Source organism: Sphingobium trunci, assembly GCF_022664535.1.
In the GTDB taxonomy this organism is placed as follows: Bacteria; Pseudomonadota; Alphaproteobacteria; order Sphingomonadales; family Sphingomonadaceae; genus Sphingobium.
In genome coordinates this window covers 23747-33406 of the sequence record NZ_JAKUJY010000037.1, presented here as the reverse complement: position 1 = coordinate 33406, position 9660 = coordinate 23747, and the positions used below count along the sequence as shown (strand labels likewise).

At 57.8% G+C, this 9660-nt stretch carries 7 protein-coding genes; 6 read left to right on the top strand and 1 reads right to left on the bottom strand.

The genetic code is table 11. The annotated features are described in order from the left end of the window. Window positions 1–514: 514 nt before the first annotated feature. Window positions 515–1336 carry a M48 family metalloprotease gene (locus MJ601_RS20500; protein WP_242130251.1) on the bottom strand — a complete coding sequence of 274 codons (822 nt, stop codon included), beginning with the start codon at window positions 1334–1336 and terminating at the stop codon, window positions 515–517. 208 nt (window positions 1337–1544) lie between these two features. Here MJ601_RS20500 and MJ601_RS20495 point away from each other — a divergent pair, with 208 nt between their 5' ends. The 6 genes from MJ601_RS20495 to MJ601_RS20470 all read left to right on the top strand — a co-directional run bounded on the left by MJ601_RS20495 (window position 1545) and on the right by MJ601_RS20470 (window position 9177). After that, window positions 1545–1829, top strand: a complete 285-nt coding sequence (locus tag MJ601_RS20495; RefSeq protein ID WP_242130250.1) for a hypothetical protein — start codon at window positions 1545–1547, stop codon at window positions 1827–1829. A 72-nt stretch (window positions 1830–1901) separates the two neighbouring features. Then, window positions 1902–3245, top strand: coding sequence for an O-antigen ligase family protein (locus MJ601_RS20490; RefSeq protein ID WP_242130249.1), 1344 nt, complete (start codon window positions 1902–1904; stop codon window positions 3243–3245). Then, window positions 3242–3940, top strand: a complete 699-nt coding sequence (locus MJ601_RS20485; protein WP_242130248.1) for a polysaccharide biosynthesis/export family protein — start codon at window positions 3242–3244, stop codon at window positions 3938–3940. The genes MJ601_RS20490 and MJ601_RS20485 overlap by 4 nt, the downstream gene beginning before the upstream one ends. A gap of 3 nt (window positions 3941–3943) precedes the next feature. Next, entirely contained in the window at window positions 3944–6181 is a 2238-nt protein-coding gene (locus MJ601_RS20480) for a GumC family protein (protein WP_242130247.1), read from the top strand. Continuing rightward, window positions 6147–7322, top strand: coding sequence for a hypothetical protein (locus MJ601_RS20475; protein ID WP_242130246.1), 1176 nt, complete (start codon window positions 6147–6149; stop codon window positions 7320–7322). The genes MJ601_RS20480 and MJ601_RS20475 overlap by 35 nt, the downstream gene beginning before the upstream one ends. A gap of 10 nt (window positions 7323–7332) precedes the next feature. After that, on the top strand, window positions 7333–9177 hold the full coding sequence (locus MJ601_RS20470) for a hypothetical protein (RefSeq protein ID WP_242130245.1): 1845 nt from the start codon (window positions 7333–7335) through the stop codon (window positions 9175–9177). The last annotated feature ends 483 nt before the right edge of the window (window positions 9178–9660 follow it).

Sequence of the window (9660 nt, the reverse complement as noted above, 5' to 3'; positions counted from 1 at the left end):
TCGGCAGGTGCCGCGGCCTCGCCAAAGACTGGGAAAGGTGCATCGCTTCACCCACCGCCTGAGCACTCATCGCTTCAATCCGCATGATCACGCGGCGTACCGCAAGGTATTGCTGGAATTTAAGAACTTCTGAATCGGCTCTTAGTTAGGTGCCTATAGTTAGGTGCCTAGTCCCCCGACGACCTGCTATGCCAAAATCACAAACCACGCCTAGCACCTTTCTGCATCAGGAGCCGTAGCCTCCGGCCGCCATAGCCTATCGCCACTTATTTTCAGGGCAGCTAAAATTTCCAATCCCGATTTTGGCACCAATTCAGAGCCATTAGGAAAAATAATATCAAATAGAGCAGCGGCCAAAATACAGCGATGATACGGTCGAAGGAGGTAACTGGAACATATTCAATGGAGGCGGTTTGCCTGCGCCAAATGTGATAAAATCCCATTACCCATATCAAAAATATCGTTGCAATGATGAATTTCATTCCACGCCTCAATCCTATCGATCATCATGAATTCATGATCGTACATCATGCTTATTTCCGAAAATCTCCTCGCAATTAATAATAGAATGCAGAAGATTCCGGATCGCCTTCTGCCGACGATCGAATCCATGATGTGTCTTCAGAATATCTAACTTCAATCCGGATCGCCTTTTCAGTTTCTCTAACGCTGTAATCGCACCTTTCGGATCAAAGCCGGCGCAAGCGGCCAGCAACGTCCCATATAAATCGGCTCTATTCTCCTTCTCCAATCTGGAGATTTTCTGCGGCTTGGAGTCTTCAAACAGAATATGCGTAAATTCATGGCCGATGATGAACGCCATTTCATCGGCCGTTTCCAGCATCGAGACCATTCCGGTTGTAACGGCTATATTGTTCCGATCACTGAAGGCATCCGCTTGATGGGAGGATTTCAGCGTAACCGTGCCTCCACACAGGGCGATGCCTTGAACATCTAAGCCGAAATGCTCTCCTTTCCTTTCAACCTCAAAGCGAATCGGCTTGGCCGGAGCCATGTCGGCGATATTCCGAAGAATATTTTCAGGAAGGACATCTCGACTACCCAGATAGAGCATCATATCCATTGCCGGAATACCGCCAATTCCGGTGATGCGATCGCCAACCGCAAGCCCTGCCGCCTCGCCCGGCGAACCATGAGCCAGACCAATGACCTGCGGTATCTCGCCCAATCCCAGCCGCGTGGCCAAAGCAGGCCTTTCGGTTGCTCTGTAAGCCAGAAGACTGTCGAGCACGATCCCCGTCCCCAGCGTCGGGTAGCGGCAATTCTGACCAGCGGCCATTTTGAGCCGCCAATCAATATCATTGAGCAACAGCATGTCACTCCACAGCATGTGAGGCTGAACGTTCGGTTCGGCTCGCGCGCAGAAAAATATGGCATTCGCAACATAGAAGCATGCAATCAGCCCGATATATAGCCCGAATCTTGCCACTAAACTTCTCCATTGCAGGAGATTGTGCATTGCACTATAGGATTACAAGCATTCGAAGACAAGATTCGTTTCAACAGGATAATGGAGGCTGATTATGACCTTTAAATCAATTCTGACCGGTTCGGTGATGATTGGATTGCTGATGGCCCCATTGACGGCACAGGCTGGCACGCGCACCCAAGCATCGACCATGCCTATCCGCCCCGCCATCGCTGAGGCGGCGTTCAGCGATTTCGGTGCCCGCAAGAGCGTCACTGTGCGCAAGGAAAACGGTATCCAAACCGGCAGCCTGATCCTGGTTGGCCTTCTCGGCGCCGGTGTGGGTGCGGCGACATACGCTATTGTCGATGACAGCAACAAGTCCCGCGGCGCCAACTGACATCATCCTTACCGACACTATACGCCTCCTTGGCCACGGGCTGGGGAGGCTTTGTTTTGACCTGGAGGAATAATGGAAGTGCAGAATTCCAACGCGGCTACGCACTGGATTTCTGGCTTGAAGAGCAAGCATACGGCGCACTTTTTTGCTCTTCTGGCAATTGCCACAGTCTTCGGCGGTGGGGGAGTTCGCTATGGCATAATGAATGCCGTTGTTCAGCTTTCGGCTCTTGTCATTCTTGCATTTAAGCCCTCACAGGCGGTCAATTTCTTTCGTCACGCTCCCACGCCACTCCGAATCCTTGTAGCGCTGACGCTCTTATTGCCTCTGCTGCAGTTGGTGCCGCTTCCGCCCCTGCTGTGGAACGCGTTGCCCGGGCGCGCGGTGGAGGCACAGTCGCTCGCGCTGATCGATCAATCCCAACATTGGATGACGTGGACCACCGATCCGGCCAGAACGCTGGTTGCCTTCATCGGCTTGCTCGCGCCTTTCACGATATTAGCGACGGCCGGCGACCATTCCTCACGCTTACACGCTTCCGTGTTCAAATGGATCACCGGTCTGGGCATCGCCAACATAATGATCGGGGCGATTCAACTGGCATCGGGCCGGCAATTGTTGAACTGGTATGGCGGAGGCAATCCGAGCCATCTCTACGGGACCTTCGCCAATCATAATTCCGCAGGCCTTTTCTTGGTGATCGCCCTTTGCTCCCTGCTGGGAATCGAAACGGGAGATTGCCCCTCGCGTCGGATGACCAAGGCTGCGTTTGGCACCCTGCTCACCTCCGGCGTCTTCCTGACCCAATCCCGTTCAAGCATTGCGCTACTGATCATTCCCGCCATCCAACTCCTGCTTCAATATCTATGCGCAGCGCCCCGCCGACCTTTGTTCCAAGGCAGTTATATGGCTGCCATTTCGGTGCTTGCCGCCTTGGGAGCGCTGAGCGCGCTCGCCATGGGAAATTCGAAGGCCGGAGAAATACTGCACCGCTTCGACGACCTTCGCGACGCCAGGCCGATGATATGGCAGGACAGCCTCGTCGCCATTTCGCGATACTGGCCAGCAGGAAGCGGCATTGGAACCTTCGACGAAGTCTTCCAGATCGACGAATCGCTCGAGAATGCAAACAGCCATCTCGCCGGACGCGCTCACAACGAATATCTGGAACTTCTTCTGGAGAGCGGACTGTTCGGCGGATTGCTTGCGCTAGGCTGGCTCATTTATGGTTTGCGCCTCACCCGCTCGCATGCGTATAGGATTCATTCACACTTTCTTGCTCCAATATCGGCGATCATGGCAATATCCATGCAATCATTGCTTGACTATCCTTTACGAAATCAAGCGATTATGTGTACGGCGGCCGCGATGATTGCTCTGTTGGTCGCCGGAAGTGAAAGGACCCGACACAGATGATTCCCAAACGCAGCTCCGGCTTTGCCGCACTGATCGTGCCGTTGGCAATGTCGCTGGGCGGATGTTTTTCACCGGCGGGGCTACCGAGCGGGGAGGCAGCCTATAAGCTAATGCCGCCGGAAGACCCCACCGGCCCGCGCCATCCCTATCTGATCGGGCCGGAGGACAAGATTTCGATCCGAGTCTTCCAGGAACCAGATCTCACCTTCGAAGAGATTCAGGTCGATTCCGGGGGCAATATCAACTTCCCCCTGATCGGGGAGGTGCCCGCATCCGGCAAAACCCCAAATGAATTGGGTGCCCTGATCTCATCGAGATTGGCACGGAGCTTCATCCGGATGCCTCAGGTCGTGGTGGGCGTCGTGCAGTCGGTGGCGCAGCGCGTGACGGTCAGCGGCAATGTAATTAAGCCCGGCGTGTACGAGATTGCGGGCACATCGTCCCTGCTGGACGCCATTTCGAGAGCTGAGGGGCTGACGCGTGTGGCGGTGAAGGATCAGATCGTGGTCTTCCGTACCGTGGAGGGAGAAAGGACAGGTGCAGTCTTCAACCTCGCCCAGATCGAACAGGGCAAAGCCCCGGACCCACAGATACTGGGTGGAGACAAGATCGTCGTCGGCTTTTCGGCAGTCAAAGGGACCTATCGGGACATCCTCTCTGCTGCGCCATTGTTCAACATATTCCGAAGGTATTGATTGATGACCGGGCGAGTTGAACCCATGCTTTCCCCTCAAGCTGTCAGCCTGTTGAGGAGAGACACTCCACCGGCCGGCGAGGCGGAGGACAACAGTCCGACGTTCGAGCTGGATTTTTCCAGGCTTATCTATTCCATCCGGCGAAATATCTGGTGGATCGGCGCGATTGTCATCGGCGCACTGGCCTGCGGCATCGTGGCGACATTGCTGATGACACCGCGCTATGTGGCAACGTCGCGCGTGCTGATCGAGCAGCAGACGGACCAGATCATCGAGAACAAGGACGTGTCGCCCGCCGCCGCTTATCAGGATGCCGACCGCTTCCTCCAAACCCAGGTCGACGTCATCCGCAGCCGCGCGCTGGCCGCCAAGGTGGTGGATGAGGGTGGCTTCGCGCAGGAACCGACCTTTTTTGAGGCGGTCGACACGCCGATGCCGGGTGAGGCCGATTTGAACTATCAATATCGGGGCGCTGAAGGGCTGAAACGGCTAAGGAGAGACGCGGCGATCGAGGCGCTGCAGCGCAACTTGGCCGTGTCGCTCCCCAATGACAGCCGACTCGTGGCGATCAGCTTCAGCGACAGCAATCCCAGCTATGCGGCCAAGGTCGCCAATCTCGTCGCGGAAAGCTATATCTCGTCCAATCTCGCGCGGAAGTTCGATAGTTCCTCCTATGCGCGCGACTATCTTTCGCAGCAGTTGGAGCAGGCCCGTATCCGCCTGGAACAGTCGGAGCGAGACCTGAACCAATATTCCCGCGCGGCGGGTCTGGTTCGCGTCCAAGGTCAGGGCCAGAATGCTGACAGGGAAGCTACGCTGTCCGTGACCAACGACACGCTGGTCCAGGTCAATGGCGCGGCGAGCCAGGCCACGGCCGAACGGACCTCCGCCGAGGACCGCTGGAACAGCGTGAAGAACTCCGCCGTCCTGACCATTCCCCAGGTATTGGAAAATCCCGCCGTGCAGGGCCTGATCCGCCAGCGCAGCGAAGTGGAGATGCAGCTTGCGCAGGAGGCATCGCGCCATCTGGGCGGGCATCCGACCGTTACTGCGTTGCAGGCTCAGGTCGTCCGCCTGAGCGGCCAGATCGAAGCGCTCGGTCGATCGATCAAGAGCTCCCTGCTGCTGGAATATGAGGCCGCCCGGGATAAGGAGACATCCCTGCAGCGCCAGGTGCGGGACCTGCGGTCAGCCGCGCTTTCCGAACAGGATCGCGGCGTCCAATATAATATCCTGAAGCGTGTCGCTGAAACCAACCGCTCCCTCTACGACACGCTGCTGGGACGGTATAATGAGTTGAACGCGACCGCCGGGGCCGCGTCCAACAATGTCTCGCTGGTTGACCGAGCGGAGGTGCCGCGGTCGCCCGCGTCGCCCAAGCTCGTCCTCAACCTCGCGCTGGCGTTGCTCATCGGCGCGCTCGGTTCCGGCATCTTCGTCTTCGCGCGCGAGCATTTCGACGACGCCATCCGCGCGCCGGAGGATGTGGAGCGCAAATTGTCGGTCCCGCTTCTTGGCCTCGTGCCACAGATTGCACAGGGCGATGTGAAGGAAGAACTGGAAGACCCAAAGTCGTCGGTGAGCGAGGCCTATAACTCGCTGATCGCCAATCTACGCTATGCAGGCGTGGACGGTTTTCCGAAGATCTTGACTGTGACTAGCTCACGCGCGGGCGAAGGCAAATCGACCACCTCGCTGGCGATAGCAGAGCGTCTGGCCGTGCTAGGACAGCGCGTCCTCCTAATCGATGGCGATCTTCGGCGGCCGACGGTACACAAGTTGCTGGATCTGCCCAAAAAGCCGGGCCTGACAGCGATATTGACCGGGGAAGAGTCACTGGAGAATGTACTGATCGCTACCGCCATCCCCAATCTCCATGCCATCACCGCCTTGCCGACGCCGGTCAATCCGTCGATCCTGCTTGGAAACGGACGTATCGAGGGGCTGGTGGACTATTGCCGCGCCCGCTTCGATCAGGTGATCATCGACAGTCCGCCCATGCTGGGCCTTTCCGACGCCGCATCCCTGTCGGTCGCAGCGGACGCGACGCTGCTGGTGGTCGATGCGTCGCAGGGGCAGAGAGGATCGATCAAGAGCACACTGCGCAGGCTACAACTGGTGCGGGCACCGGTAGTGGGTGCACTGCTCACAAAATTCGATCCGAAGACGACTGGCAACGCCTCCGGTTATTATGGATATGATTATTATGAATATGGCCGTGGGGAAAAGACCGGTGAATGACAAAGGGGTTCGGCCGAAGGCCGGACCCTTTCTCCTGTTTTTCGGATGGCTTGCGGCGGCGTCGGTCATCCTTTTTGCTGAGCTTGACCGGCAAGCCCGTTACCAACCTGACCTGACTGGCTATGTGCCCACCGCCTTCCGCTCCTTCAGCCAAGCCACCCGCGTCGAACGGTTGCTCAAGGACCGGGCCGATCCCAGCGCGGCCTATCTGGAGGCGAGCAGACTCCTACTGCGACGGCCCCTTCCAGCGGAAAATCTGAGCCTCTATGCCCTAGCGGCGGCAAGGACGGGAAAGGAGCAGCAGTCGATCCAGGCATTAGAGCTGGCGGCTGCCCGGGGTTGGCATGACGAAATCGCGCAATATGCCGCGCTGGACGCGGCGGCGCGGGCGGGAGACTGGCCGAGCGCCTCGCTTCGGCTCCAAGCGCTGCTGCAGATACAGGCGCGCGCGCCTGTATTGGGCCGCGCAGTGCAGGACTTTATGGCCGATCCCAGTGGCCGGACGGCACTAGCTGGGCTAACCGCACGCAGTCCCTCTTTTCAATATCAAATCCTTTCCCTCGCGGGAGCCCATGGCTCAGAAGACACATTTCCCCTGTTCCTAGACGCACTGAAGCCGTTCAAGGGCCGGATGGACTGCGGCGCAGTGAAAAACCTGGTCACGCGCTGGCTCGCTCGCGGGGAGGTCAGGCTTGCCCCAGAGACCTGGCGCCTTTGCGCACTGGATGGCGATCGCGGGGCAAGCACGCTCGCCTTTTCCAACCATGAGGGAGACCGCGATCCCTTCGCTTGGCATTTTTCCGATCATCCGGGGATCGCATGGTCGCTAGATGCGTCGGGCGGCCTGACCTATCGCCATAAAGAACAACTCGCCCGATTGCTCGGCTGGCGCGTACTAACCCTCGCACCCGGTTTTCACCGTGTGAAAATGGAAGGACGCCCCGCCGCCATGAACGGGAACTATCCGTCGGTCCGGCTGCGGTGCGTGCCCTCGGGCACCATGGCGGCAATGGAAATGGCATCCAACGATCCGCAAATAATTGCCTTTCTGGTTCCGAAAGACTGCCCTGTCCAGAAACTGGAAGTAAAGGTTCTGGGAGGCGGCTTTCAGGGCTTTCGCCTTGTCACCGCGCAGGAATGACGGTCCCACGATGGCCTTGAGGATGCATTGCCCGGCTTGCCTGTTGCCAATTCCCCTGCTTCTGCTGACGGGGAATGCTTCCGTCCCCGTCTTGGCCGACTGCCAAACCCTTCAGAAGGCCATCTCGTCCGCCTCGCCCCACGAGGCGATAACGATAAGGCTGAAACCTAATTCCTCGTGCCGCATAGCGCCGCTTGAAATATCAAACCGGAAGAATCTCACCTTAGATGGCGGCAATTCGATCCTGATCTTTAATGGAAACAAGACAGGCATCCATATAGGCGTTGGGAGCGAGAATATATCCCTCCATGATCTCTCGATAGACTATGATCCCCTGCCCTTCACGCAGGGCATCGTAACGGGCGTCCATGCCGGGGAATTTTCATTTTCCATCATGGATCACTATCCGCCCGTGAATGGGAACAACAACCGCGTCTTCCTTTACGATGGACAGAGCCGAAAACTGAAGACAGGCGGATCGACGCTATATTTCAGTGCTTTGGAAATCGATCGGAACGGAAGGGCTGGTACAATCCCCATACCGTCATCCCATACCGCCTCCATCCGGCCAGGGGATTTGATCGCGTTTCGGCCTAGGGGAAACCCGGCGATAAGGCTGGACGGACTTTCAAAGAATGTTCGGCTCAGCAACGTCTCAATCCTCTCCTCCCCCGGAATGGGTATTATGGGGCGGTATCTCGAAGGCGACAATGCCGTAAATGTCCGGATCATTCCGGGGCCGCCACCGCCAGGGTCAAGGCAGGGCCGCCTGTTGTCCGTCAATGCCGACGGAGTAAACTTCGCCTATAGCAGGAAAGGTCCCGAAATCGACAATTCAGAGATCAGCCGAGCGGGCGACGATGGCATCAATCTGCATGGCCTAGTCCTAGGCATTGGGTCGATCACCCGTGCCAGGAGCGCGATTGCCATCCGCCCTTTTGGGAATGACGGCACACTGGAAAGGATCGTCCGGCCGGCAGACGAGGTCCGTTTCCTGGCGCGAGGCGATTTTCATATATTGGGCAGCGCAAGGGTAAGCGATTTCAGTCAGATCTCAACGCCAAGCCTTCAAGCCACCGCCGACATGGCGCCTCTCTTTCCCAGGGCCGTCAGGGATGGTGCGAAAAGCGCCACTTTCTATGCCATATCCTTTTCCGGCGACATTCCCGCCGGAACAGCATATCTCGACATTCTGTCGGCCGCGACCGATGGCTTCGCGATCAGGAACAACCGCATTTCCCTGAACAGAGGCCACGGAATCGTCGTCGGCGCCTCCAACGGGCTGATCGCGGGAAACAGTATTGTAGACACGACGCATAATGCCCTGATCGTCGGCCCCAACTTCGATCCCTGGCGCGAAGGATCATGGCCAGACCATGTGGCCATCATCGGGAACAGCATCGTCAATCCCTGCACGGATGGGCCGGAAGGCAGAAAGGCCAGTGAGCGCGCCGCGATCTACATCGGCAACGATCGGACGGGGGGCACTAGCAGCATATCCGTCCAAGGAAACAGGGTCGAGGCCTGCCATGGCCAATGGATCAAGGCTGACAGGGTTGAGCGGCTATCCTTGTTGGACAATATCTTCGTTGCCAACGCCGGCCCGTCCTCACCTACTTCCTGTGATCGCATTTCGAAATGGGCGGTAGCGACCGCCCGGGACTATGTGGTGTACGGCAACCGATGTGAAGATCCTCAGCGCCACGCGCCGGTGACGGAAGGGCTGCGGGGAAAGATGTTCCCCTGCCCATGTACCGCGTTCCATCCGGGTCCCCTCTGGCGCGCAGTATATTGGCGCAGCAGTGCCGCAAGGCCGATGATCAGTAGCAATGTGGCGCCGTTCTGTATGAAGTAGAAGGCCCATCTTGACCCGCCATTCAGATAAAGCAGGGATTCGACATAGAGGACGGCCAGCGGCACGGAAGCTGGATTGTCGCGCAGCACGTTGAACATGTAGCGCTGCCCCACGCCCACCAGAAGTCCGATGAACGTCAAGCCGAAATAGCCGAAATTCCAATAAGCTTCCGTCGCTGACCGGACCGGTATGCCCCAAGTGTTGGGCGCGAGGGAATCGATCGGCTTGCCCTGAAACGCCACCCAATTGACATAGGTGAAGATGTTCTTGGGCTTGTCCGGCCAGACCGCGCGCGGGATGGGCAGCGCCAGCACGGACAGATAGCTGCGGCCCATCAGCGGGCCCATGCGGTCCATCGCCTTGACGACGGCGATATCGCCCTCCTCCGCGCCGCGCTTGTTGGTTTCAGATTGGCTGGCCTGTACAGCTTCCAGTAGGCCCGCGCCGGAGAAGACGGAGAAATTGACTTCCGTCGCATGATAG